Raw genomic sequence first — 21,129 nt, 5'->3', positions numbered from 1 at the left:
GATCAGACACATGAAGAATTTCGTAGTCAAGACGCTCGCCAACGCGGGGGCCCTGGCCGTCGCCGTCTGGCTGCTCGACAAGATCACCCTGACGGGCGACAGCACGGGCAAGAAGATAGGCACGCTCCTCATCGTCGCACTGGTCTTCGGACTGGTGAACTTCCTGGTCAAGCCGCTCGTGAAGGTGCTCACCTTCCCGCTCTTCATCCTCACCCTCGGCCTGATCACCCTTGTGGTGAACGCCTTGATGCTGCTGCTCACCTCGTGGGTCGCCGACAAACTCGACCTGAGCTTCCACGTGGAGGGCTTCTGGACCGCCGTCCTGGGCGGCCTGATCATCTCCGTCGTCTCCTGGGCGCTCAACATCGTGCTGCCCGACGGCGACTGAAAAGACTGAGAGAGCCTCATGACCTACCGCGTCTGCTTCGTCTGCACCGGCAACATCTGCCGCTCGCCGATGGCCGAGTCCGTCTTCCGCGCCCACGTGGAGCGAGCCGGACTGGACGAGCTCGTCGAGGTCGACAGCGCGGGCACGGGCGGCTGGCACGAGGGCGATGGAGCCGACGAGCGCGCCGTCGCCGTGCTGGAGGCGGCCGGCTACGAGAGCGACCACGCGGCCCGGCAGTTCCAGGCTTCGTGGTTCTCCCGTCTCGATCTCGTCATCGCTCTCGACACAGGCCATCTCAAGGCCCTGCGCCGCCTCGCGAACAGCGCCGAGGACGCCGGGAAGGTCCGGCTGCTGCGCTCGTACGACCCCACCGCGGGCGACGACCTGGACGTCCCTGATCCGTACTACGGACACATGGACGGCTTCGAGGAATGTCTTGAGATGGTGGAGGCGGCGAGCCCCGCGCTGCTCGCCGCGGTACGAGAGCAAGTGGAGGGACGAGCGGCATGACGTCAGAGGATTTCGTCACGGCGAACGACGAGGGCACCGGCCCCGCGGGAGAGCGCCCGGCCACGGGGGCGGAGGTGCCGGGCGACGGCACACGGGCGGTACGCGCCGGGCTACCCGAACCCGTCAAGTACGAGCCGACCCTTCCCGGTCCGGTCTTCGCCGCGCACTTCCATCTGCCGGGCGAGCCCACCGGCCCCTACACCTACGGCCGCGACGAGAATCCGACCTGGACGCTTCTGGAGCGTGCCATCGGCGAGCTGGAGGCACCCGGGCAGGAGTCCGTCGAAACGCTCTCCTTCCCCTCCGGCATGGCCGCCATCTCCGCGGTGCTCTTCTCGCAGCTGCGGGCCGGCGACATCGTCGTCCTGCCCGACGACGGCTACCAGGTGCTGCCGCTGGTGCGCGAGCAGCTGACCGCGTTCGGCGTCGAGGTGCGCACCGCCCCCACCGCCGGCGACGCCCAGCTCGAGGTCCTGGACGGCGCGAAGCTGCTGTGGATCGAGACGCCGTCCAACCCCGGTCTCGACGTCTGCGACCTGCGGCGCCTCGTCGCCGCCGCCCACGCGCAGGGCACGCTCGTCGCCGTGGACAACACTCTGGCCACCCCGCTCGGACAGCGCCCGCTGGAGCTGGGCGCCGACTTCTCCGTGGCCAGCGGCACCAAGATGCTCACCGGGCACGGCGACATCCTCCTCGGGTACGTCACCGGCAGGGACGCCGGTCTGATGGCTCCCGTACGACGCTGGCGCAAGGTCGTCGGAGCCATCCCCGGGCCCATGGAGGCATGGCTGGCCCACCGCTCGCTCGCCACGCTCCAGCTGAGGGCCGACCGGCAGACCGCCACCGCGAGGACGATCGCCGAAGTCCTGCGGGACCGTCCGGAGGTGACGGGGCTGCGCTACCCGGGACTGCCCGACGACCCCTCGTACAAGATCGCCTCGCAGCAGATGCGTCGCTTCGGATGCGTGGTCTCCTTCACGCTGCCCTCGCGCGAGCGTGCGGAGCGCTTCCTGGACGCGCTGCGCCTGGTGGACGACGCCACCAGCTTCGGCGGGGTGCGGTCCACGGCCGAGCGGCGCGGCCGGTGGGGCGGCGACGCCGTCCCGGAGGGCTTCATCCGCTTCTCCGCCGGCGCCGAGGATCCCGAGGACCTGGTGGCGGACATCCTGCGGGCCCTCGACGCGTCCGCGGAGTAGGGCGTCCGTCGCGGCGGGATCGGTACCCCCACTACGTACAACGGACGGTCCGAGCCTCCCCCCTCGTGGCTCGGACCGTCCCGGTTCTGCGCGCGAAGAACCGCGCGAACAAGGCTAGTTGACTCTGTGTCAGTGTCCAATCACAGTAGCGACAGAGACCTATCGACTTATTTATAGTTGGGCTCGCGCGGGGTGCTGAAAGGGAGGGCACGCACCATGGACCTGGCCTTGTTGCGCACGTTCCTGACCGTGCACCGGGCCGGTTCCTTCACTCGTGCCGCCGCACTGCTCGGCCTGTCCCAGCCGGCCGTCACATCGCAGATCCGCACGCTGGAGCGCCAGTTGGGGCGCCCCCTGTTCCTGCGACAGGCACGTGGGGTGACGCCCACGACCATCGGCGACGAACTCGCCCACAAGGCGGCGCCACATCTCGATGCCCTCGTGGAGATCACCGAGACCGGCCTCGACGAGGACTCGTCCCTTCGCACGCTGCATCTCGCCGGACCCCCCGAGTTCACCGCGGAACGCGCGCTGCCCGCTCTCACCGAACTGACCGGCGACGACGGCCAGGGCTTCGCCCTGCGCGTCTCCTTCGGCAACGCGGAGGAGACGATGGAGGGGCTCGCCGCAGGACATCACGATCTGGCCATGACGACGGCCCAGCCACGGGGCGCGCTTCTCACCGCGACTCCGCTCTGCGACGAAGAGCATGTCCTGGTCGCCGCTCCGCGCTGGGCCGCCGAGATCGGTCCGGGCAAACTCCGCCGCAAGGGCGCCCACGCTCTCGAGGACTTCCCCATCGTCGAGGTCCACGAGTCGTTGCCGCTCGTCGCCCGCTACTGGGCCTCGGTCTTCGACTGCCGCCCCGCCGCCTCCGGCACGGTGATCGTCCCGGATCTCCGAGCGGTCCTCGCCTGCGCTTCCGCCGGTGCGGGGCTCGCCGTCCTGCCCAAATACCTTTGCTCCGACGCCATCGAGCGCGGAGACGTCGTGGCGCTCCTCGACCCCGCGGTACCCCCGCTGCGTACATACTTCCTGGTCGTACGAACCGGAACGCTGGCGATGCCACACATCGCCCGAGCGCACGAATGGCTGCTGCGAACGGCATCCGACTGGAGCTGAGGCGGGCACGGACGGGAGCCGGAACCCACATCAGATCCGCCTGCCGCCGAGGACCACGGCGTAGCGGATCGAACGACGGCCGTCGATCCGATTCCCCGGCGTCCAGGACATTCTTCGGGGCTTTCACGCGGAATCGCGGCCGCACGATGTTTCACGTGGAACCAGCCGGGCCACATTTCTCCCATGACCGTCCGACCCGTGGTCAAGCGCACCGCACGTGCCGTCCTGCTCGACGGTGACGACCTGATCTTGATCAAGCGCACCAAGCCCGGCATCGACCCCTACTGGCTCACACCGGGTGGCGGGGTCGAACCGGAGGACACGACTGTCGTCGAGGCACTCCATCGTGAGGTGCACGAGGAACTCGGCGCCAAGATCGTCGATGTGGTGCCCTGTTTCGTCGACACGGTCGAGCACATCGGCGACGACGGCGGCGCGACCGGTGTGAAGGTCCAGCACTTCTTCGTCTGCCGACTGGAGTCCATGGACCCGTCGCTGCGGCACGGTCCCGAGGTGGACGAGCCCATCGGCGAGTACGAGATCGTCCGCGTCCCGTTCACCCGGGTCGGCATCGCCTCCGTCCACCTCGTACCACTGTCGCTGAGGCACTACCTCGACGGAAACATCGAGGGCGTACGCGCCATGCACGCACCCGACCTGGGCTGACCCGGAAGGCACCGGCGCGAGCCGGCCGCCCACGGTTACCCGGTACGGCAGACCAGTTGATAGGCGGCACCCAGGTCCCGTCCCACGTAGGAATGCGTGGCGAGGCCGCGCAGATGCCGGTTCGCGTTGACCGCGACGGACACCGGTACGACGCCGAAGAGATCCTTGTCCGAGCCTGAGTCGCCATACGCGACGCAGTCGGCTCGGCTCACCCCGAACTCCGCACAGAGCAGATCCGCGATCTGCACCTTTGCCGCGGCGCTGAGAACTCCCGCCGGGTCCAACGGCTCCACGAACGGCACGGCCGGAAAGCGCGAGCCATGAGCCGCGTGCGCTCCCCACGACAGCAGGCGCTCCACGAAGAAGGAGGGCGACAGCGAGATGACGGCGCAGTAGTCGCCGTTCCGCCGGATCTCCCTCCAGACGTCCTCGATCCCTGACATCCATGGCGCAGCGTCGAAAGCCGCCGTCACATGCGCCTCGGTGAGATCCGTCCACAGAGCATGCACCTGCGCCGCATACTCCGGAGGACCTATGCGGCCCTCGGAGATGGCCGTTTCGAGCGCGATGGTCTCGGCTTGCAGGCCGAGTTGCCGGGAGATCTCCAACGGCGCGGTGCTGCCGTGGAGCAGCGTCCCGTCGAGATCGAAGAGATGAAGTCTCGCCATGTCTGTCGAGGCTACTGGGGCAACCGGCCTTCAGAGGCGGGGGTTTCACGTGAAACCCCCGGTCACGCACCGCTGTGATGCGGAGCATGGCCAAAAGCCGCTAGGAGTGCCGGGAAAGCGGTGGACGGCAGAGCCCCACCTCGGACAGCCTGACCTGCGTGTCGACTCATTCCCTCACCGCTCTGCCCATTCGCCGTCTGACGCCCCGCGACCTCGTCGCCTGCGCCGACTTGTCCGAGGACCGGGGCTGGCCCCGTGAGGAGCACAAGTGGGGTCTGTTGCTCGCCGGGGGGACCGGTTACGGCATCGACGACCCCTCCGGCGGTCTCGTCACCGCGTGCGTGGTGACGGACTACGGACCGCGCGAGCGTCCAGAACTGGCCGCGATCGGCATGGTCCTGGTCGCCGAGCGATACGCGCGCCAGGGTGTCGGCCGACGTCTGATGCGGCACGTCGTCGACGAGATGGGCACGACCCCGCTGGCCTTGCACGCCACCGAGTACGGGCGCCCGCTCTACGAGGAACTGGGATTCAAGGTCACCGGCCGGGCCGAGATGGTTTCTGGAGTCTTCACGCCCGACGGCTCCGAGTCCGAGGTCTTCACCCGCCCGGCCACGGCGGAGGATCTCGCCCCCGTCCTGCGGCTGGACGAGGAGGTCTTCGGCAGCGACCGCACCCACATGATCACGCGGCTGCCCGCCTTCGCCGACCAGCTGCGCGTGGCCGAGGAGAACGGCCGGATCGTCGGCTACGCGGCTGCCTGGCCCAACATGAGCACCCACGTCGTGGGCCCTCTGATCGCCCGGGACACGAAGACCGCGAAGGCACTCGTCTCCTCGCTCGCCGCCCACACCGGCCGTCCCCTGCGCACCGACATCGACACGCGGCACGAGGACCTGCTGAGCTGGCTGAAGGAACGTGGGCTGGCCTCCGTCGGCTTCAACGCGGTCATGACGCACAAGATCCCGGAACTGCCCGGTGACTGGACCCGCCGCTTCGCGCCGCTGACCGTGGCCGCCGGCTAGAGATCCGAAAGGTGCCGGAACCTCCGACGAGAGATCCGAGGGTTCAGGAAACACCGAGTGCCGGTCCCCCTGCGCGTGGGGGGACCGGCACAACCGGATGCCGTCCGGCGGACGATCGCCTCGGCCGGTGGGGTCAGACGAGGGATTCGACAGCGGCGGCGGCGAAGCCGTGGTCCTGGTCGGGCATACCGCCGCCGACCCCGATCGCGCCGATCAGACGGCCGTCGCGGCGGACCGGAACGCCGCCCGCGATGAACAGCAGGGGACGGTCCAGCGCGGTGGGCAGGGTGTGGAAGAGACCGCCGGGCTGCACCGCGTCGACGAGATCGGCGGTGGCCGAGTCGAGCTGGAGTGCCGTGTAGGCCTTGCGTGTGCTGGTCTCTCCCGAGATCAGCACGGCCTGGTCGTCGCGCCGGAAGGCGAGCAGGTGGCCGCCCGCGTCGAGAACGGTGGCGCTGATCCGGACACCGGCGGCTTCGGCGGCGCGTCGGGCCGCGGCCACGAGGATCTCGGCGTCCTCGATGGTCAGGGGGGCGACGGCGGTGGTGGTGCTCATCAGGGTCTCTCCTTGTGGGGGTGTTCTGTGTCGAGTCGGGTTCGTGCTGGATCGAGCCGCCCCGGGAACGGTCCTGGTCCCGCGGCGGTCCGGTCGGTCAGTGGTGGACGGCGGTCCGCGGTTCGGCGGGGACGCCTCCGGCGACCACGACACCGGGGCGGGACGTACGGCGTTCCAGAGCGGCCGAGAGGACGGCCAGGACGAGCGCGCCGGCGGCGAGAACCGCACCGACCCAGTTGGGGGCGGTGTAACCGAGGCCCGCGGCGATGACGACGCCGCCGAGCCAGGCCGCGAGGGCATTGCCGAGGTTGAAGGCGCCGATGTTCACGGCCGAGGCCAGAGTGGGGGCGCCGTGCGCCTGGTCGAGAACGCGCTTCTGGAGAGGGGGCACGGTCGCGAAGCCCAGAGCGCCGATGAGAACGATCGTGACGGCCGCCAGGATCTTGTTGTGCGCGGTGACGGTGAAGAGGGCGAGCACGACGGCGAGGCCGCCCAGAGAGGCGTACAGCATCGGCATCAGCGCGCGGTCGGCGAGCCTGCCGCCGATCAGGTTCCCGCCGACCATGCCGAGGCCGAAGAGGACCAGCAGCCAGGTGACCGATCCGTCGGCGAAGCCGGCGACGTGCGTCATCATCGGCGCGATGTAGGTGACGGCCGCGAAGACGCCGCCGAATCCGAGCACGGTCATCGCCATCGCCAGCAGGACCTGGACGTTCTTGAAGGCGGCCAGCTCATGGCGCAGACGCACGCCCTCGGGCTTCGGCATCTCCGGGACCAGCTTGGCGATGCCCAGCAGTCCGATGACGCCGAGCCCGGCGACTCCCGCGAAGGTGACGCGCCAGCCGGCGGACTGCCCGATCAGCGTGCCCAGCGGGACACCGACGACATTGGCGATCGTGAGACCGCTGAACATCATCGCGATGGCGCCGGCCTTCTTCTCGGGTGCGACCAGCTCGGCGGCGGCCACCGACCCGATGCCGAAGAAGGCACCGTGCGCGAGGGAGGCGACCACCCGGCCCGCGAACATCAGCCAGAAAGCCGGGGCCGCGGCGGAGATCAGATTGCCGAGGACGAACAGCCCTATGAGCACCATGAGCATCCGCTTGCGGGACACCTTCGTGCCGAGCGCGGTCATGATCGGCGCACCGATGACCACCCCCAGGGCATAGCCGGTCACCAGCAGTCCGGCCGTCGGGATGGAGACCCCGAAGTCTCCGGCGACCTCGGGCAGGACGCCCATGATCACGAACTCGGTCGTCCCGATTCCGAAGGCCCCGATCGCGAGGGCCAGAAGCGCGAGAGGCATGGTGGGTACACCTTCCAGAAGATTGCATGGGCGCTTTGCCTGCGTTCACAATAGTTGCAGACGCGGGCTATGTGCAACAGCGGGCTATTGCGCCTGTGCTCTATCCTGGTTCCAGCCGCTCCGGGACGGAGGAAACGCCATGACAGCCACGGACCCCGCGCTCACCGCCCTCTCCCAGGGATGGTGCGCACTCTCCCTGCTGCACGGGAGGATCGAGGCCCACATCGAGCGAGCCCTGCAGGCCGAGCACGGTCTCAGCGTGCGCGAGTACTCCCTGCTCGACGTGCTCAGCCGACAGCACGACGGCGTAGGCGGCCATCTCCAGATGAAGCAGGTCGCGGACGCGGTCGTACTCAGCCAGAGCGCCACCACGCGGCTGGTCACCCGCCTCGAGGACCGCGGACTGCTCGCCCGCTACCTCTGCCCGACCGACCGGCGCGGCATCTACACGAATGTCAGCGACGCGGGACTGAAGCTTCTCGCCGAGGCGCGGCCCACCAATGACGCCGCCCTGCGCGAGGCCCTCGACGAGGCGGCCGAGAACCCCGGCCTGGCCCCCCTGGTCCGGGTCGTGGAGTCGGCCGGCGCGCCCGCGCACCCTGCGCCTTCCCTGGGCGTGCCCTCGTAGGCTGCGCGCATGGCAGATCTTGAGATACGAGCCGCGGACGCCGATGACGTGCCCGCCATCGTCGCGATGCTGGCCGACGACCCACTGGGTGCCCGACGGGAATCCCCCGACGACCTGAGTCCGTACCTGGACGCCCTGGAGCGTCTGCGCCGGGACCCGAACCAGCACCTGGTCGTCGCCGTCCGCGACGGCCGTGTCGTCGGCACCCTGCAGCTCAGCGTGATTCCCGGGCTGTCCCACAGAGGGGCCACCCGCTCGGTCATCGAGGCCGTACGCATCCACGCCGACGAGCGCGGCAGCGGTCTGGGGACGAAGCTCATCGAGTGGGCGGTCGCGGAATCCCGCCGCCAGGACTGCCGATTGGTCCAGCTGACATCCGACGCCTCCCGCACCGACGCCCACCGCTTCTACGAGCGGCTCGGCTTCAAGGCTTCCCACGTCGGCTTCAAGCTCCCGCTCTGAGGCAAGGCCGACGACCGCACGCCGGCCACGTCGTTGAAGGCTGTTCCCCACAGCGCGAGGCGGCCCGTTTCACGTGAAACAGACCGCCTCGCACCGGCGGCGCCTACTGGATTCCGCGCCAGCCTTCCGGGTCCACTCCACCGGGCACCGGAGCGTCCTCGTCGTACGGCTGCCGCGTGAACACGAACGAGCCGAGGTCCAGATGGCTCACGGAGCCGTCGGGCCGTCGTACGGGCCGCAGAAGCTCGCCCGCGTAGTAGCCGTCGAGTCCTGTCCACGTCCCGTCACCGTTCGCCCGGAAGCGGGCACCCCGGCCGACACCCGAGAGCGGACCCAGCACCAGCCCTCCGTCGGCAGGCAACCGCAGTCCGAATGCCTGAGTCCCCCAGTACCACTGACCCGCCAACTCCAAGGCGCTCTGGTCCACTTCGGTCATCGGGTGCCAGGGTTCGGGGATTCGCGGCTCCGCCTCGGCGACGATCCGCACCAGATCGGCGGCCACGGTGAACACCGGCGGCCCCGAGGTGCAGTTGGCCAGTACCACCGCCGCCACGTCGTCCTCGACGCTGATCACCAGTCCGGCGAGGAAACCCGGCAGGGAACCGGAATGCCCGACGAGGGTCCGGCCGTCACGGTGCAGGATCTGCAGGGCAAGCCCGTACGACGACCCCGCCGCCAGCTCCGCGGTCTCGGGCGGAGCGGCAGGCGCGCGCATCTCCCTGACGGACTCCGCGCTCAGCACCCGATCGTCACCATGGGCGAGAAAGACGGCGAAGCGGGCCAAGTCCCCTGTGGTGGACCACAATTGTCCGGCCGGAGCCATCCGCCCGAGGTCCTCGGCCGGTTCGGGCATCATGGCGTCCGCCCAGGGGTGGACCGCCCATCCCCCCGCGTGCGGCGCCTGCGGGCGAGCGCTCGTACGGTGCAGGCCCAGTGGTTCGAGGATCTCGCGGCGCAGCACTTCGTCCCAGGGCGCGCCGCGCAACTCCTCGACCAGTGCCCCGAGCAGCGTGTAGCCGGGGTTCGAGTAGTGGTGCCGGCGTCCGACCGGATGCCGGAAGGGCTGCCGACCCAGCACGTCGGACAGTTCGGGACGCAGGGAGCCGGAAGTGCGCTCCCACCACGGCGCGGGTGACTCGGCGGCCAACCCCCCGGTGTGGGCGAGCAGTTGGGAGATGGTGACCTCCCCCGCACCGGTGCCCGGCACATGCTTCTCCAGCGGGTCACCGAGGTCCAGGACGCCCTCGTCGCGCAGCCGCAGCACCAGAACAGCGGTGAAGGTCTTGGTGATGGAGCCGATCCGGTACTGCACGTTCTCGTCCGGGCCGTGACCGGCCACCGAGGTCCGCGCCCCGTGCCATACCGCCTTCCCGCCCCGGACCACAGAAGCGACGAGTGACGGAGCCCGTCCCTCGCCCTGTGCGACGGCAATGCGGTGCAGCAGGGCCCGGCGCGTACCGGGGAGCAGATCATCGTGGGATGTCGTCATGGCACCAGTCCACCCGCCGCGGCGCCGGACGTCGAGCGGATTGAACCGAAGCTGCCCCGTGGGGCGTGCGGGGTCTCGCCGCTCGTGACATGCCGATCTTGCGTGACCTGGGCGTTCTTGGTTGTCCCACGGCCTTGTCACCCATGATCAGTCTCAGATCCATGGCATTTCTCGCGAGGGCGAGGACGAGGGCGAGGTCGGAGATCAGGCGGCTCGTCCGAGTCGGCCGAGTACATCGCGCCGAGCCCCGGGCACGAGGGCCGCCGACGAGCCCGGATCACGCGCCGATGAGTTTTCCGCGCCGCGCCGGTCTGAACGCGTGAGAGCGACTCGCGGAAGGCTGGCGCCATGCGGAAACTGATCTACGGCATGAACCTGACCCTGGACGGCTACATCGCCGCGCCCGGTGACGACATCGGCTGGGGCGTGCCGAGCGACGAGCTGTTCCAGTTCTGGTCCGACCAGTTGCGGGCGACCGACCTGTCGCTGTACGGGCGCAAGCTGTGGCAGACGATGAGCCCCCACTGGCCGACCCGCGACCAGCAACCGGGCGCCACCCCGGCGGAGATCGAGTTCGCGCGCCGCTGGAGGGACATGTCGAAGGTGGTGTTCTCCTCCACGATCGACAAGGTCGACTGGAACACCCGCCTGGTCACCGGCGACGCGGTCGCCGAGATCACCCGGCTCAAGGCCGAGGACGGCGGCCCGATGGACATCGGCGGCGCGACGCTCGCCGGAGCGGCCATGCGGGCCGGGCTGATCGACGAGTACGTGCTGGCCACCGCGCCGGTCCTGGTGGGCGGCGGCACGCCGTTCTTCACCTCGCTGGACAGCTGGACGAACCTGAACCTGGTGGAGACGCGGACGTTTCCCGACGGCGTGCTCCTGACCAGGTACGAGACGAGGCGCTGAGCAGCGACACCCACGCGCCAGTCCCACGGTGACGTCGTGTACGACACCGGTACGACACGGCCCATGAAATGACGACATCGGCCGCGAGACCCCACAGGGCGCCCGATCAGGTCTGTGCCATGTCCACGAAGCGCGAGTAGTGACCCTGGAAGGCCACCGTGATCGTCGCCGTCGGGCCGTTACGGTGCTTGCCGACGATGATGTCGGCCTCGCCGGCGCGGGGGGACTCCTTCTCGTACGCGTCCTCGCGGTGGAGCAGGATGACCATGTCCGCGTCCTGCTCGATCGACCCGGACTCACGCAGGTCGGAGACCATGGGCTTCTTGTCCGTACGCTGCTCGGGTCCACGGTTGAGCTGCGACAGCGCGATGACCGGCAGCTCCAGCTCCTTGGCCAGCAGCTTCAGGTTTCGCGACATGTCGGAGACCTCTTGCTGGCGGCTCTCGGAACGCTTGCCGCCGGACTGCATCAGCTGGAGGTAGTCGATGACCACGAGCTTGAGGTCGGCGCGCTGCTTGAGGCGGCGGCACTTGGCGCGGATCTCCATCATCGACAGGTTCGGGGAGTCGTCGATGTACAGGGGGGCGGCCGAGACGTCCGGCATACGGCGGGCGAGCCGGGTCCAGTCCTCGTCCGTCATGGTGCCGGACCGCATGTGATGCAGGGCCACGCGCGCCTCGGCGGACAGCAGGCGCATCGCGATCTCGTTGCGGCCCATTTCGAGCGAGAAGATCACGCTGGGCATGTTGTGCTTGATCGAGCAGGCCCGCGCGAAGTCCAGGGCCAGCGTCGACTTACCCATGGCGGGCCGGGCCGCGATGATGATCATCTGGCCGGGATGCAGACCGTTGGTCAGCGAGTCGAGGTCGGTGAAGCCGGTCGGTACACCGGTCATCTCCCCCGAACGCGATCCGATCGCCTCGATCTCGTCGAGCGCGCCCTCCATGATGTCGCCGAGCGGCAGGTAGTCCTCGGTGGTGCGCTGCTCGGTGACCGCGTAGATCTCGGCCTGGGCGCTGTTGACGATCTCGTCGACGTCACCGTCGGCCGCGTACCCCATCTGAGTGATCCGCGTTCCGGCCTCGACCAGGCGGCGCAGGACCGCGCGCTCGTGCACGATCTCCGCGTAGTACTCGGCGTTCGCGGCGGTCGGTACCGTCTGGACCAGCGTGTGCAGATACGGCGCGCCACCGACCTTGGTGATCTCGCCGCGCTTGGTGAGCTCGGCCGCGACCGTGATGGGGTCGGCCGGCTCGCCCTTCGCGTACAGGTCGAGGATCGCCCCGTAGATCGTCTCGTGCGCCGGCCGGTAGAAGTCGTGGCCCTTGAGCACCTCGACGACGTCGGCGATGGCGTCCTTCGACAGGAGCATGCCACCGAGGACGGACTGCTCGGCGTCGAGGTCCTGCGGCGGCACCCGCTCGAAGGCCGAACCGCCGCTCTCCCAGGACCCGTTGTCCCGGTCGTGCTGCTCGTCGCGGCCTCGGCCGCCGTTCCCGCGCCGGCGGGACGAGGGCAGACGATCACTGGGCCCACTGTCCGCCCAGGGGTCGTCCAAGGGCTCGGAAATAGTCACCGAGCCACCTCCTCCCGTCCGCAGAGCGGACCTAGCAGTGCCATCAATTTCTACGGCACGGCACTGACAAGTGAGCGGCCCGACTCCGGATCCCGCGCGTCGGTTTTGCGTGCTTTCCGAGGACGGAGAGAAGAAGGGGCGCCGCACCACGTTAGGCCCGCGGGCACCGTCAGCCAATCTGGTTATCCACAGGCCATGTGGACGACGGCCCCGATGCTGTGGAGAACTCCGCGAAACCTGTGCACGACCCGGTGGACAGCCCTGTGAACAAGCCCTCAGGCATCCTGAAGAACATGCTCTGACCTGGCATTTCCCCATCCACCGGCTGTGCAGAAGAAAAACTTCCCCAGCAGGATCAAGATCGCCTCGAACAGTGCGCCAGAACACACCCCGCACACCCCACGGTAAGGGTCTTTCGCCTTTTGCATCTCTTACCTGTGGAAGATTAGATTGATGCCCATGACACAGGCTCCCGCGGCACCCAGGGCCGCCCGACGCCGGCACGACCGAGAGATCGTCGCACTGGCCGTTCCCGCGTTCGGCGCGCTCGTGGCCGAGCCTCTCTTCGTGCTGGCCGACAGTGCCATCGTCGGCCATCTCGGCACCGCGCAGCTGGCCGGACTCGGCGTCGCCTCGGCCCTCCTCATGACAGCCGTCGGAGTCTTCGTCTTCCTCGCCTACGCAACGACCGCCGCGGTCGCCCGCAGGGTCGGCGCCGGCGATCTTCGGGCCGCGATCCGCCAGGGCATGGACGGCATCTGGCTCGCCCTGCTCATCGGCGTGGCCGTGATCGTCGTCGCCCTGCCCACCGCACCCTCCCTCATGGAGCTGTTCGGCGCATCCGACTCCGCCTCCCCGTACGCGACGACCTATCTGCGGATCTCGGTGTTCGGCATCCCCGCCATGCTCGTCGTGCTGGCCGCCACCGGCATACTGCGCGGGCTCCAGGACACGAAGACCCCCCTGTATGTCGCCGTCGGAGGGTTCGTCGCCAACGCGGTCCTCAATACCGTCCTCGTCTACGGCGCCGGCCTCGGCATCGCCGGGTCCGCCTGGGGCACGGTCATCGCCCAGTGCGGCATGGCCGCCGTCTATCTCCACGTCGTCCTCCGCGGAGCGCGCAGACACGGCGCCTCCCTGCGGCCGGACGCCGCCGGCATACGAGCCTGCGCCCAGGCCGGCACCCCCCTGCTCGTCCGGACGCTGTCGCTCCGGGCGATCCTCCTGATCGCCACGGCGGTCGCCGCCCGGCTCGGGGACGCCGACATGGCGGCACACCAGATCATCCTGTCGCTGTGGAGCCTGCTCGCCTTCGCGCTCGATGCCATCGCCATCGCGGGACAGGCCATCATCGGGCGCTATCTCGGTGCGGACGACACCCGTGGTGCCCGTGAGGCATGCCACCGCATGGTGCGGTGGGGACTCGTCACCGGGCTCGTGCTCGGTCTGCTGGTCATCGCCGCTCGCCCCTTGTTCCTTCCGCTGTTCAGCGGCGACTCCGGCGTGCGGGACGCGGCGTTGCCCGCACTGGTGATGGTGGCCGTCTCCCAGCCGATCTGCGGGATCGTCTTCGTGCTGGACGGAGTACTGATGGGCGCGGGGGACGGACCGTATCTGGCCCGGGCCATGCTGCTCACCCTGGCGGTGTTCACCCCCGCCGCCCTGCTCGTTCCCGTCCTCGGCGGCGGGCTGACCGCGCTCTGGGGAACGATGACGCTGATGATGACGATGCGGATGCTGACCCTGTGGCTGCGCTCCCGCTCGGGCCGGTGGATCGTCACGGGCGCGACCCGCTGACGTACGCCGGACGGCTCCGGAACGCACCGGGCGTCGCCCGGGAAACGCACCGGATGTTTCACGGGAAACACGGGCGCCGGTTTCACGTGAAACGACGGTGCCCAGCGTCCACGGAACGCCTCCGGCCAAGTTCTCAGGGAAAGCAGAAGGGCCGCACCCGAGGGGTGCGGCCCTTCCTCTCAGCTATGCCGAGTGCTGCACTCAGGCAGCGACAACCTCGATGCTGACCTTGGCGGCAACCTCGGGGTGCAGACGCACGGACGTCTCGTGGGCGCCCAGGGTCTTGATGGGCGAGCCCAGCTCGATGCGGCGCTTGTCGACCTCGGGGCCACCGGAAGCCTTGATCGCCGAAGCGACGTCGGCCTGGGTGACGGAACCGAAGAGACGACCGGCGTCGCCGGAGCGAACGGCCAGACGGACCTTGACACCCTCGAGGCGGGCCTTGATCTCGTTGGCCTGCTCGATGGTCGCGATCTCGTGGATCTTGCGAGCACGACGGATCTGCTCGACGTCCTTCTCGCCACCCTTGGTCCAGCGGATCGCGAAGTTCCGCGGGATCAGGTAGTTGCGAGCGTAGCCGTCCTTGACGTCGACGACCTCGCCGGCGGCACCGAGGCCGGAGACCTCGTGGGTAAGGATGATCTTCATGTGTCGGTCACCCTTCCTTTATCGCGCGGTGGACGTGTAGGGCAGCAGCGCCATCTCACGGCTGTTCTTCACAGCCGTGGCGACGTCACGCTGGTGCTGCGTGCAGTTGCCGGTCACGCGGCGGGCACGGATCTTGCCGCGGTCGGAAATGAACTTCCGCAGCATGTTCGTGTCCTTGTAGTCCACGTACGTGACCTTGTCCTTGCAGAACGCGCAGACCTTCTTCTTCGGCTTGCGCACAGGCGGCTTCGCCATGGTGTATCTCCTGTGTGATCAAGAAGTGGGAGTACGGCCCACCCTCGGCCCTGAGGCCTAGAAGGGGGGCTCGTCCGAGTAGCCGCCGCCGGAACCGCCGGAGCCGCCGGAGCTTCCGCCCCAGCCGCCACCGCCACCGCCGCCGCCCTGGTTGCCACCGGCGGGAGCGCCGGTCGCCCAGGGGTCGTCGGCCGGAGCACCGCCGCCCTGCGGAGCACCGCCGGAGCTTCCGCCCCAGCCGCCGCCCTGCTGGCCGCTGCCCTGCTGGCCGCCGCCGTAGCCGCCCTGTCCGCCGCGGCCCGTGGTCTTGGTGACCTTGGCCGTGGCGTTCTTCAGGCTGGCGCCGACTTCCTCTACGTCCAGTTCGTAGACCGTGCGCTTGACGCCCTGGTTGTCCTCGTAGGACCGCTGCTTCAAGCGGCCCTGCACGATGACGCGCATGCCGCGCTGGAGCGACTCGGCGACGTTCTCCGCCGCCTGACGCCAGACCGAGCAGGTCAGGAACAGGCTCTCGCCGTCCTTCCACTCATTGGTCTGACGGTCGAAGGTGCGGGGGGTGGACGCGACACGGAACTTCGCGACCGCCGCACCGGAAGGGGTGAAGCGCAGCTCGGGGTCGTCGACAAGATTGCCGACGACCGTGATGACGGTCTCGCCTGCCATGGGGGAACCTCTCGGCGGGTTTGCTGCTGGCTGCTGGTGCTACTCGATGCCCGAGTTCAGCTGAGCTGGAGAGCTCAGTGGGTCTCGGGACGGAGGACCTTGGTCCGGAGGACCGACTCGTTCAGGTTCATCTGGCGGTCGAGCTCCTTGACGACCGCAGGCTCGGCCTGCAGGTCGATGACCGAGTAGATGCCCTCGGGCTTCTTCTTGATCTCGTACGAGAGACGACGACGGCCCCAGGTGTCGACCTTCTCCACCTTTCCGGCGCCCTCACGGACGACGGAGAGGAAGTTCTCGATCAGAGGGGCGACAGCGCGCTCCTCCAGATCGGGGTCGAGGATGACCATCACTTCGTAGTGACGCATGTGGAACCCACCTCCTTTGGACTCAGCGGCCACGGTCGTTCCGTGGCAGGAGGGTTGTGATGCGTACGCAACGGTATCGGCCGCCACTGACAATCGGCCCGCCGATCGGTGAACCGAGCGGCGATCCCTGTCGTGACCTGGCCTTGAGCCTGGGCAGACACCGGTGCAGAGGGTACAGACTACCTGCACACCTGCTTCCGGTTGAAATCCGGCCGGGTTGGCCCTCAATCTGTACACATCGGGTGTGTATGGCGCTACGATGCGCCGCCTTCCGCAGGAGGTGCCCTATGGCACAGGTAATGCGTCCCAGCACGACCGGCTCACTCTTCGCCACGGACGGCAAGCCGCATCCGCTCCAGGACACCCTGCTCGCGGTGACCCTGGTGTGCGGAGTCCTGGCCTTCGTCACGTCGATGTTCCACAGCCTCCATCTGCTCAGCTCATGGGCCGGTCTGATCGGGATCCTCACCGGCGCCTACGGTCAGTTCATCTCCGAGACGACCCGGGAGCGCTTCGGACTGATCGTGGGACTCGGTCTCTCGGGCGTCGGTTTCTACCTCGGCCTGGCCCACGGCGGCCTCTTCGGCGGTGTGATCTGAGTCGAACGTCCGTTTTCCCCTGGCCTCGGGACGCTTCGCACCGCACCCCCGGGGCCAAGGTTCCATACGGCCATTCGGGGCGCTCGCAGGGCGCAGTAGGCTTCGGCGCGAGAGCCGGAGCCCTTGTACCCATGGGGACACACCAGCCCGAGGAGCGCCCCGAATGAGCCTGACCCTGAGGACCATCAGCCGAGAGCAGCATCTGGCATACATCCAGAGCCTGCCCGCGGCCAGCCACATGCAGGTCCCCGCATGGGCGGACGTGAAGGCCGAGTGGCGCTCAGAGAGCCTCGGATGGTTCGACGACAAGACCGGCCAGATGGTCGGCGCGGGCCTGGTGCTGTACCGCCAGCTGCCCAAGATCAAGCGGTACCTCGCCTACCTGCCCGAGGGCCCGGTCATCAACTGGTTCGCGCCGAACCTCGACGACTGGCTCCAGCCGATGCTCGCGCACCTCAAGCACCAGGGCGCCTTCTCCGTGAAGATGGGCCCGCCGGTGATCATCCGGCGCTGGGAGGCCACGTCCATCAAGGGCGGCATCCAGAACCCGGACGTGAAGCGCCTGCGCGACATCGAGGCCGACTTCATCGAGCCGCGCGCCTTCGAGGTCGCCGACAAGCTGCGCCGTATGGGCTGGCAGCAGGGCGAGGACGGCGGTGCCGGCTTCGGCGACGTCCAGCCCCGCTACGTCTTCCAGGTGCCGCTGGCCAATCGTTCCCTCGAAGAGGTCCACAGGAACTTCAACCAGCTGTGGCGCCGCAACATCAAGAAGGCCGAGAAGGCGGGCGTCGAGGTCGTCCAGGGCGGTTACCAGGACCTGGAGGAGTGGCAGCGGCTCTACGAGATCACCGCGATCCGCGACCACTTCCGGCCCCGCCCCCTCTCGTACTTCCAGCGCATGTGGACGGCCCTCAACACCGAGGACCCCAACCGCATGCGGCTCTACTTCGCGCGTCACAACGGGGTGAACCTCTCGGCCGCGACGATGCTCGTCGTCGGCGGGCACGTCTGGTACTCCTACGGCGCCTCGGACAACATCGGGCGCGAGGTCCGGCCCTCGAACGCGATGCAGTGGCGCATGCTGCGCGACGCGTACGCCCTGGGAGCCACGGTCTACGACCTGCGCGGCATCTCCGACTCGCTGGACGAGACCGATCACCTCTTCGGCCTGATCCAGTTCAAGGTGGGCACGGGCGGAGAGGCCGCCGAGTACCTCGGCGAGTGGGACTTCCCGCTCAACAAGCTGCTCCACAAGGCTCTCGACATGTACATGTCCCGCCGCTGAGCCGTCCGGAACCGCGTCCTGGGCCGCCGATCGGCCCCGAATCGCATCCCGGGCCGCCGAACCGGCCCGGGACAGCCCCATCGGCCCGGCGGATCAGCGACAATTCCTTTTCATACCTCTGATACACGGCAGCCACGAGAAAGGTTCCGGGACCGGCCATGGCGCTCACGCTCTACGTCGACACCGCGCGCTGGCGGGCACACCACAAGCAGGTGTCCGAGCAGTTTCCGGGGCTCGTCCCCGTCTGCAAGGGCAACGGCTACGGCTTCGGCCACGAACGGCTCGCGGACGAGGCCACCCGCCTGGGCTCGGACATCCTCGCCGTCGGCACCACGTACGAGGCCGCCCGGATCAAGGACTGGTTCGGCGGCGATCTCCTGGTCCTGACGCCGTTCAGGCGCGGCGAGGAGCCCGTACCACTGCCCGACCGCGTCATCCGCTCCGTGTCGTCCATCGACGGCGTGTACGGCCTCGTGGGCGCCCGTGTCGTCATCGAGGTGATGTCCTCGATGAAGCGGCACGGCGTGAGCGAGGAGGACCTGCCGCATCTGCACTCCGCCATCGAGAACGTCCGGCTGGAGGGCTTCGCGATCCACCTGCCGCTGGACCGCACCGACGGCTCGGACGCCGTCGAGGAGGTCATCGGCTGGATGGACCGCCTCCGCGCGGCCCGGCTGCCCCTGCACACGATGTTCGTCAGCCACCTCAAGGCCGAGGAACTCGCCCGGCTTCAGCGGCAGTTCCCGCAGACCCACTTCCGCGCCCGCATCGGGACGCGGCTGTGGCTGGGTGACCACGAGGCCACGGAGTACCGCGGAGCGGTCCTGGACGTCACGCGCGTCTCCAAGGGCGACCGTTTCGGCTACCGGCAGCAGAAGGCCGCCTCGGACGGCTGGCTCGTGGTCGTCGCGGGCGGTACCTCGCACGGGGTGGGCCTGGAGGCCCCCAAGGCCCTGCACGGCGTCATGCCGCGCGCCAAGGGCGTCGCACGCGCCGGCCTCGCGACGGTCAACCGGAACCTTTCTCCGTTCGTCTGGGCGGGCAAGCAGCGCTGGTTCGCCGAGCCCCCGCACATGCAGGTCTCGATCCTCTTCGTGCCGCACGACGCCTCGGAACCGAAGGTGGGCGACGAACTGGTGGCCCATCTGCGGCACACCACCACGCAGTTCGACCGCGTCGTCGAGCGCTGACCCCGGTCCGGGCGCGTCCCGGACCGACGAAAGGCCGTACACGGACACCGTGTACGGCCTTTCGCGTGACCCTTCCCCGCCCCGTTCGCTCAGAGCGAACGCTCTCCGGGTGCCGCGTCCTCACGCCAGTCGGCCTGGGGGACCGCGTCGAAGTGCGCCGCGTGCCGCGCCGGATGCCCGGCCGGGCCGAGCACGAAGACGTCCTCCGCGCCGTCGAGAATCCCGCCCGACGGGTCGTCGTCGCCCTGGCGCCGCACCACGTCGCGCTCCGGCAGGAAGATGTCCCGCACGACCACCGCGCACAGGTACAGCGTCCCCAGCAGGTGGACGGCGATGGCGACCTGGTACCCGTCGGTCGGCAGACCCTTGTGGGCGTCGCCGCTGGTCGTGTACGCGAGGTACATCCAGATGCCGAGGAAGTACCCGACCTCGCAGGCCTGCCAGATCAGGAAGTCCCGCCAGCGTGGCCGGGCCAGCGCGGCGAGGGGGACCAGCCAGAGCACGTACTGCGGCGAGTAGACCTTGTTCGTGAGGATGAAGGCCGCGACGATCAGGAAGGCGAGCTGGGCGAAGCGGGGGCGGCGGGGGGCCATGAGCGTGACGGCGCTCAGCCCCGCACAGATGATCACCATCAGGACCAGCGCCCAGGTGTTGGCCGTGTCGGGCGTGATCGCGATCTTCAGCCACTGCGAGAGGAACAGGAAGACCGAACCGAAGTCGACGCCGCGGTCGTGGCTGAAGCTGTAGAACTTCGCCCACCCCTCGGGCGCGAGGTACATGACGGGAAGGTTCACGGCCAGCCAGGCACCGACGGCACCGAGCAGCGCCGTACCGAACTCACGCCATCTGCCGGTGCGCCAGCACAGCAGGAAGAGCGGCCCGAGGAGCAGGAACGGGTAGAACTTGGCGGCGGTGGCGAGCCCGATCAGGACACCGAAGGCCAGGACGCGCCCGCGGGACCACATGAGCATCGCGGCGGCCAGCAGGGCCACGGCGAGGAGATCCCAGTTGATCGTGGCCGTGAGCGCGAAGGCGGGCGCCAGGGCGACCAGGAGGCCGTCCCAGGGGCGACGGCGGTGGGTGCGCGCGGTGCATACGGCGATGACGGCCGCGCACGCCATCAGCATCCCGGCGTTGACCATCCAGTAGATCTTTTCCTGGTGCTGGATGCTCCCGCCGCCCGGGGTGAGCCAGGCCGCGACCTCCATGAACACGCCGGTCAGCACCGGGTACTCGAGGTACTCCATGTCGCCGGGGATCTTGTCGAAGTACGGCACGAGGCCGTCGGCGAAACCTCGCCCCTGATAGAGGTGCGGGATGTCCGAGTAGCACGCGTGCGTGTACTGCGAACTGGCGCCGAAGAACCAGCCGCCGTCGTAGCAGGGCAGCTTCTGGACCATACCGAGGGCGAACATGCCGATCATCGCCAGCGCGACGACCCGCACGGGTGTCCACCAGGACGTCCCGGGCAGGGCCCGCCGCCCGATGGGGCCGCCGATCAGCTCACTGCCGCCGGCGGCGATCTCGTCATCCCTGGTCGGCCGCACCAGCTCCGGCTCGTGAACGCTCGCTCGCGTCGTCTCTGCACTGGGCATGCCGCACATCCTGCCGTACGTGCCTGAGAACGGAAGCAGGGACGACCCTTTGAAGTCCGGCTCACGGGCTCCTGCCCACCTGGCCGGGCAGCGGGGCCCCGCGACGGGGCCAGGGGCCGGAAACAGCTTCGCGGGGGGGGGGGGGGGGGGGGGGGGGGGGGGGGGGGGGGGGGGGGGGGGGGGGGGGGGGGGGGGGCCCGCGGGCGCGCAGCGAGGCGCTGGGGGCAG

23 protein-coding genes are annotated in these 21,129 nt (G+C 69.0%); 13 read left to right on the top strand and 10 right to left on the bottom strand.

Features of this window, described 5'->3' with window-relative positions:
* Positions 1 to 10: 10 nt before the first annotated feature.
* The 5 genes from ACFYW9_RS33580 to ACFYW9_RS33560 all read left to right on the top strand — a co-directional run bounded on the left by ACFYW9_RS33580 (position 11) and on the right by ACFYW9_RS33560 (position 3,882).
* Positions 11 to 388: a phage holin family protein gene (locus tag ACFYW9_RS33580; protein ID WP_389158466.1), complete on the top strand. Its 378-nt coding sequence runs from the start codon at positions 11 to 13 to the stop codon at positions 386 to 388.
* 18 nt (positions 389 to 406) lie between these two features.
* A complete protein-coding gene (locus ACFYW9_RS33575) occupies positions 407 to 898 on the top strand; it encodes a low molecular weight protein-tyrosine-phosphatase (RefSeq protein WP_389158463.1) in 492 nt (163 codons plus the stop codon).
* Entirely contained in the window at positions 895 to 2,094 is a 1,200-nt protein-coding gene (locus ACFYW9_RS33570) for a cystathionine gamma-lyase (protein WP_389158460.1), read from the top strand. Before ACFYW9_RS33575 ends, ACFYW9_RS33570 begins: the two co-directional genes overlap by 4 nt.
* Positions 2,095 to 2,310: 216 nt before the next feature.
* Positions 2,311 to 3,216, top strand: coding sequence for a LysR family transcriptional regulator (locus ACFYW9_RS33565; RefSeq protein ID WP_351869414.1), 906 nt, complete (start codon positions 2,311 to 2,313; stop codon positions 3,214 to 3,216).
* A 183-nt stretch (positions 3,217 to 3,399) separates the two neighbouring features.
* Positions 3,400 to 3,882: an NUDIX domain-containing protein gene (locus ACFYW9_RS33560; RefSeq protein WP_389158456.1), complete on the top strand. Its 483-nt coding sequence runs from the start codon at positions 3,400 to 3,402 to the stop codon at positions 3,880 to 3,882.
* A gap of 35 nt (positions 3,883 to 3,917) precedes the next feature.
* Here ACFYW9_RS33560 and ACFYW9_RS33555 read toward each other — a convergent pair whose 3' ends face one another.
* Positions 3,918 to 4,550, bottom strand: coding sequence for an HAD family hydrolase (locus tag ACFYW9_RS33555; RefSeq protein WP_389158453.1), 633 nt, complete (start codon positions 4,548 to 4,550; stop codon positions 3,918 to 3,920).
* 158 nt (positions 4,551 to 4,708) lie between these two features.
* Between ACFYW9_RS33555 and ACFYW9_RS33550 the strand changes: the two genes are divergently transcribed.
* On the top strand, positions 4,709 to 5,575 hold the full coding sequence (locus tag ACFYW9_RS33550) for a GNAT family N-acetyltransferase (RefSeq protein ID WP_389158450.1): 867 nt from the start codon (positions 4,709 to 4,711) through the stop codon (positions 5,573 to 5,575).
* A gap of 133 nt (positions 5,576 to 5,708) precedes the next feature.
* On the opposite strand, the gene ACFYW9_RS33545 is transcribed toward ACFYW9_RS33550, so the two are convergent.
* Both ACFYW9_RS33545 and ACFYW9_RS33540 read right to left on the bottom strand, forming a co-directional pair.
* On the bottom strand, positions 5,709 to 6,131 hold the full coding sequence (locus ACFYW9_RS33545) for a heme-binding protein (protein ID WP_389158447.1): 423 nt from the start codon (positions 6,129 to 6,131) through the stop codon (positions 5,709 to 5,711).
* A 97-nt stretch (positions 6,132 to 6,228) separates the two neighbouring features.
* Positions 6,229 to 7,437 (bottom strand): MFS transporter, encoded by a 1,209-nt coding sequence (locus ACFYW9_RS33540; protein ID WP_389158444.1) that lies wholly within the window; start codon positions 7,435 to 7,437, stop codon positions 6,229 to 6,231.
* A gap of 139 nt (positions 7,438 to 7,576) precedes the next feature.
* On the opposite strand from ACFYW9_RS33540, the gene ACFYW9_RS33535 reads away from it, so the two are divergent.
* Together ACFYW9_RS33535 and ACFYW9_RS33530 are read left to right on the top strand one after the other, a co-directional pair.
* The gene (locus tag ACFYW9_RS33535; RefSeq protein ID WP_389158441.1) at positions 7,577 to 8,065 is read left to right on the top strand and encodes a MarR family winged helix-turn-helix transcriptional regulator; all 489 of its coding nucleotides are present in this window, start codon (positions 7,577 to 7,579) and stop codon (positions 8,063 to 8,065) included.
* 9 nt (positions 8,066 to 8,074) lie between these two features.
* Entirely contained in the window at positions 8,075 to 8,527 is a 453-nt protein-coding gene (locus tag ACFYW9_RS33530; protein WP_389158438.1) for a GNAT family N-acetyltransferase, read from the top strand.
* A gap of 103 nt (positions 8,528 to 8,630) precedes the next feature.
* Here the strand turns inward: ACFYW9_RS33530 and ACFYW9_RS33525 are convergent, their stop codons facing one another.
* Positions 8,631 to 10,016, bottom strand: coding sequence for a serine hydrolase domain-containing protein (locus ACFYW9_RS33525; RefSeq protein ID WP_389158435.1), 1,386 nt, complete (start codon positions 10,014 to 10,016; stop codon positions 8,631 to 8,633).
* Between the two features lie 348 nt (positions 10,017 to 10,364).
* On the opposite strand from ACFYW9_RS33525, the gene ACFYW9_RS33520 reads away from it, so the two are divergent.
* Positions 10,365 to 10,928: a dihydrofolate reductase family protein gene (locus tag ACFYW9_RS33520; RefSeq protein ID WP_389158432.1), complete on the top strand. Its 564-nt coding sequence runs from the start codon at positions 10,365 to 10,367 to the stop codon at positions 10,926 to 10,928.
* Positions 10,929 to 11,034: 106 nt separating this feature from the next.
* Here the strand turns inward: ACFYW9_RS33520 and dnaB are convergent, their stop codons facing one another.
* Entirely contained in the window at positions 11,035 to 12,504 is a 1,470-nt protein-coding gene (dnaB, locus tag ACFYW9_RS33515) for a replicative DNA helicase (protein ID WP_351869383.1), read from the bottom strand.
* A 459-nt stretch (positions 12,505 to 12,963) separates the two neighbouring features.
* On the opposite strand from dnaB, the gene ACFYW9_RS33510 reads away from it, so the two are divergent.
* Entirely contained in the window at positions 12,964 to 14,301 is a 1,338-nt protein-coding gene (locus ACFYW9_RS33510; protein ID WP_389158428.1) for an MATE family efflux transporter, read from the top strand.
* 201 nt (positions 14,302 to 14,502) lie between these two features.
* On the opposite strand, the gene rplI is transcribed toward ACFYW9_RS33510, so the two are convergent.
* The 4 genes from rplI to rpsF all read right to left on the bottom strand — a co-directional run bounded on the left by rplI (position 14,503) and on the right by rpsF (position 16,232).
* The gene (rplI, locus tag ACFYW9_RS33505) at positions 14,503 to 14,949 is read right to left on the bottom strand and encodes a 50S ribosomal protein L9 (RefSeq protein ID WP_326786774.1); all 447 of its coding nucleotides are present in this window, start codon (positions 14,947 to 14,949) and stop codon (positions 14,503 to 14,505) included.
* Positions 14,950 to 14,967: 18 nt separating this feature from the next.
* The gene (gene rpsR / locus ACFYW9_RS33500) at positions 14,968 to 15,204 is read right to left on the bottom strand and encodes a 30S ribosomal protein S18 (RefSeq protein WP_003949403.1); all 237 of its coding nucleotides are present in this window, start codon (positions 15,202 to 15,204) and stop codon (positions 14,968 to 14,970) included.
* Positions 15,205 to 15,261: 57 nt separating this feature from the next.
* Positions 15,262 to 15,867 (bottom strand): single-stranded DNA-binding protein, encoded by a 606-nt coding sequence (locus ACFYW9_RS33495; protein ID WP_389158425.1) that lies wholly within the window; start codon positions 15,865 to 15,867, stop codon positions 15,262 to 15,264.
* A 74-nt stretch (positions 15,868 to 15,941) separates the two neighbouring features.
* Positions 15,942 to 16,232 (bottom strand): 30S ribosomal protein S6, encoded by a 291-nt coding sequence (gene rpsF / locus ACFYW9_RS33490; RefSeq protein ID WP_037615007.1) that lies wholly within the window; start codon positions 16,230 to 16,232, stop codon positions 15,942 to 15,944.
* Between the two features lie 287 nt (positions 16,233 to 16,519).
* Between rpsF and ACFYW9_RS33485 the strand changes: the two genes are divergently transcribed.
* From ACFYW9_RS33485 to ACFYW9_RS33475, 3 genes are all read left to right on the top strand, one after another.
* Positions 16,520 to 16,831 carry a hypothetical protein gene (locus ACFYW9_RS33485; protein WP_326786772.1) on the top strand — a complete coding sequence of 104 codons (312 nt, stop codon included), beginning with the start codon at positions 16,520 to 16,522 and terminating at the stop codon, positions 16,829 to 16,831.
* Between the two features lie 163 nt (positions 16,832 to 16,994).
* Entirely contained in the window at positions 16,995 to 18,116 is a 1,122-nt protein-coding gene (gene femX / locus ACFYW9_RS33480) for a peptidoglycan bridge formation glycyltransferase FemX (RefSeq protein ID WP_328450519.1), read from the top strand.
* A gap of 158 nt (positions 18,117 to 18,274) precedes the next feature.
* The gene (locus ACFYW9_RS33475; RefSeq protein ID WP_328450517.1) at positions 18,275 to 19,306 is read left to right on the top strand and encodes an alanine racemase; all 1,032 of its coding nucleotides are present in this window, start codon (positions 18,275 to 18,277) and stop codon (positions 19,304 to 19,306) included.
* Between the two features lie 89 nt (positions 19,307 to 19,395).
* On the opposite strand, the gene ACFYW9_RS33470 is transcribed toward ACFYW9_RS33475, so the two are convergent.
* On the bottom strand, positions 19,396 to 20,910 hold the full coding sequence (locus tag ACFYW9_RS33470; protein WP_389158418.1) for a glycosyltransferase family 87 protein: 1,515 nt from the start codon (positions 20,908 to 20,910) through the stop codon (positions 19,396 to 19,398).
* Positions 20,911 to 21,129 lie beyond the last annotated feature (219 nt).

Source organism: Streptomyces sp. NPDC002698, assembly GCF_042888945.1.
In the GTDB taxonomy this organism is placed as follows: domain Bacteria; phylum Actinomycetota; class Actinomycetes; order Streptomycetales; family Streptomycetaceae; genus Streptomyces.
Note: the sequence above shows the minus strand (reverse complement) of the source record. Positions and strands in the feature narration are given on the sequence as shown.

Bases quoted from the DNA above. Each gene is read 5' to 3' on its own strand.
- ACFYW9_RS33540 (WP_389158444.1), bottom strand. From the start codon at position 7,437: ATGCCTCTCGCGCTTCTGGCCCTCGCGATCGGGGCCTTCGGAATCGGG.
- ACFYW9_RS33545 (WP_389158447.1), bottom strand. From the start codon at position 6,131: ATGAGCACCACCACCGCCGTCGCCCCCCTGACCATCGAGGACGCCGAG.
- ACFYW9_RS33495 (WP_389158425.1), bottom strand. From the start codon at position 15,867: ATGGCAGGCGAGACCGTCATCACGGTCGTCGGCAATCTTGTCGACGAC.
- rplI (WP_326786774.1), bottom strand. From the start codon at position 14,949: ATGAAGATCATCCTTACCCACGAGGTCTCCGGCCTCGGTGCCGCCGGC.
- ACFYW9_RS33575 (WP_389158463.1), top strand. From the start codon at position 407: ATGACCTACCGCGTCTGCTTCGTCTGCACCGGCAACATCTGCCGCTCG.
- ACFYW9_RS33510 (WP_389158428.1), top strand. From the start codon at position 12,964: ATGACACAGGCTCCCGCGGCACCCAGGGCCGCCCGACGCCGGCACGAC.
- ACFYW9_RS33485 (WP_326786772.1), top strand. From the start codon at position 16,520: ATGGCACAGGTAATGCGTCCCAGCACGACCGGCTCACTCTTCGCCACG.
- ACFYW9_RS33530 (WP_389158438.1), top strand. From the start codon at position 8,075: ATGGCAGATCTTGAGATACGAGCCGCGGACGCCGATGACGTGCCCGCC.
- ACFYW9_RS33580 (WP_389158466.1), top strand. From the start codon at position 11: ATGAAGAATTTCGTAGTCAAGACGCTCGCCAACGCGGGGGCCCTGGCC.
- rpsF (WP_037615007.1), bottom strand. From the start codon at position 16,232: ATGCGTCACTACGAAGTGATGGTCATCCTCGACCCCGATCTGGAGGAG.
- ACFYW9_RS33520 (WP_389158432.1), top strand. From the start codon at position 10,365: ATGCGGAAACTGATCTACGGCATGAACCTGACCCTGGACGGCTACATC.
- ACFYW9_RS33570 (WP_389158460.1), top strand. From the start codon at position 895: ATGACGTCAGAGGATTTCGTCACGGCGAACGACGAGGGCACCGGCCCC.
- femX (WP_328450519.1), top strand. From the start codon at position 16,995: ATGAGCCTGACCCTGAGGACCATCAGCCGAGAGCAGCATCTGGCATAC.
- ACFYW9_RS33470 (WP_389158418.1), bottom strand. From the start codon at position 20,910: ATGTGCGGCATGCCCAGTGCAGAGACGACGCGAGCGAGCGTTCACGAG.
- ACFYW9_RS33475 (WP_328450517.1), top strand. From the start codon at position 18,275: ATGGCGCTCACGCTCTACGTCGACACCGCGCGCTGGCGGGCACACCAC.
- rpsR (WP_003949403.1), bottom strand. From the start codon at position 15,204: ATGGCGAAGCCGCCTGTGCGCAAGCCGAAGAAGAAGGTCTGCGCGTTC.
- ACFYW9_RS33560 (WP_389158456.1), top strand. From the start codon at position 3,400: ATGACCGTCCGACCCGTGGTCAAGCGCACCGCACGTGCCGTCCTGCTC.
- ACFYW9_RS33565 (WP_351869414.1), top strand. From the start codon at position 2,311: ATGGACCTGGCCTTGTTGCGCACGTTCCTGACCGTGCACCGGGCCGGT.
- ACFYW9_RS33555 (WP_389158453.1), bottom strand. From the start codon at position 4,550: ATGGCGAGACTTCATCTCTTCGATCTCGACGGGACGCTGCTCCACGGC.
- ACFYW9_RS33525 (WP_389158435.1), bottom strand. From the start codon at position 10,016: ATGACGACATCCCACGATGATCTGCTCCCCGGTACGCGCCGGGCCCTG.
- ACFYW9_RS33535 (WP_389158441.1), top strand. From the start codon at position 7,577: ATGACAGCCACGGACCCCGCGCTCACCGCCCTCTCCCAGGGATGGTGC.